The organism is Kitasatospora sp. NPDC057512 (assembly GCF_042802135.1).
Classification (GTDB): Bacteria; Actinomycetota; Actinomycetes; order Streptomycetales; family Streptomycetaceae; genus Kitasatospora.
Genome location: NZ_JBHVET010001161.1, coordinates 1 through 1,609, shown reverse-complemented (window position 1 = coordinate 1,609; position 1,609 = coordinate 1). Strand labels below are relative to the sequence as shown.

2 protein-coding genes are annotated in these 1,609 nt (G+C 75.8%); one reads left to right on the top strand and one right to left on the bottom strand.

Going from position 1 to position 1,609, the window contains the following annotated elements; genetic code table 11:
- Positions 1–298 (top strand): NAD(+) synthase (nadE, locus tag ACFU6K_RS38555; protein ID WP_380671266.1); only part of this gene is annotated, 298 nt, incomplete at its 5' end.
- 245 nt (positions 299–543) lie between these two features.
- Here the strand turns inward: nadE and ACFU6K_RS38550 are convergent.
- Positions 544–1,609: DUF885 domain-containing protein (locus tag ACFU6K_RS38550; protein WP_380671264.1), on the bottom strand; the 1,066-nt coding region annotated here is incomplete at its 5' end.

Sequence of the window (1,609 nt, the reverse complement as noted above, 5' to 3'; positions counted from 1 at the left end):
GTTCGGCGACGGCGCGGCCGACGTGATGCCGTTGTCCGGCCTGACCAAGCGCCAGGTGCGGGCGATCGCCGAGGCGCTGGGCGCGCCCGCCGAGCTGGTCAAGAAGACCCCGACCGCCGACCTGGAGAACCTCGCCCCCGGCCGCCCCGACGAGGACGCCCTCGGCGTCAGCTACGACGCCCTGGACGACTTCCTGGAGGGCCGGCCGGTGAGCGAGGAGGTCTTCCGCACCGTCCTCGGCCACTACCGCCGCACCGAGCACAAGCGCAACCTGCCGGTCGTCCCGCCGGTGGTCTGACCGGCCAGGACGGGCGCACCGCCGGCGCCGTCCCCGGTGCCGTCCCCGGAGCCGCCGCGGGCGACCCGCCGGAGTGGTGGCCGACCCCGGTCGGCCGGGCGGGCACCCCGGCCGACGTGGCCGAGGCGGTCGCCGGGTACCTGACCGGGTGCCTGACCAGTCAGGTGATCGGGCTCAACGGCGCTGCGGTGCCGGGCCGTTGAGCCCGGTCGGGGGATCGTCCTCCGGGCCGGAGGACCTCCGGCCTACTGCTCCGCGATCCAGTCCGTCACCAGCTCCTCCAGCACCCCCAGCGGCAGGCTGCCGTGCCCGATCAGCCGGTGGTGGAACTCCCGGACGTCGAACCGGGCGCCGAGCGCGGCCTGGGCCCGCTTGCGGTGCCGCACGATCTCCCGGCGGCCGATCAGGTACGCGGTGGCCTGGCCCGGCCAGGCGATGTAGCGGTCGATCTCGTTGCGGACGTTGGCCTCGGGGGTCGCGGTGTTGGCCCGCATGAAGGCCTTCGCCCGCTCCCGGGACCAGCCGTAGTGGTGCATCCCGGTGTCCACCACCAGCCGGACCGCCCGCATCGCGTCCAGCGAGAGCATGCCGAACCGGGACAGCTCCGAGCCGTACAGCCCCATCTCGTCCGCGAGCCGCTCGGTGTACAGGCCCCAGCCCTCGACGTGGGCGGTCAGCTGACCGCTCGGGTTCCGCCGGAACCGCGGCAGGTGGTGCAGGGTCTGCGCGACGGCGAGCTGGAGGTGGTGGCCGGGGACGCTCTCGTGGAAGGCGATCGCCTCGTACTCGTAGCTGAACCGGGTCTCCGGGCGCAGCGTGTTGATCCAGTGGGTGCCGGGCAGTCCGCCCGGGCCCGGCGGCTGGTAGTAGGCCAGCGGCGCGGTCTCCGCCTCGATCGGGTCGATCTCCCTGGTCACGCAGTCGGCGATCGGGTACGGGCGGAACCAGTCCGGGGCGGCGCGGCGGGCCCGGTCCAGCGCGCCGTCCGCCAGGGCGACGATCTCGGCCGCGCTGCCGAAGCGCAGCGAGCGGTCCTCGCGCAGCGCGGTCAGCACGGCGGCCGGGTCGGTGATGCCCAGCACCTTGCCGCCCAGCTCGGCGAACTCCTCGCGCAGCGCCGCGACGGCCTCCAGGCCGATCCGGTGCACCTCCTCCGGGGTGAGCCCGGGCCGGGTGAAGCGGGCGACGGCGTCCGCGTAGCCCTCGGCGCCGCCCGGCACGTGGCAGACCCCGGCCTTGTCGTCCGGCCGGGCGCCCGGCGCCAGCCGCTGGGCCAGCCCGGCCAGGAGGCGGGCCACCGCCGGGCGGACG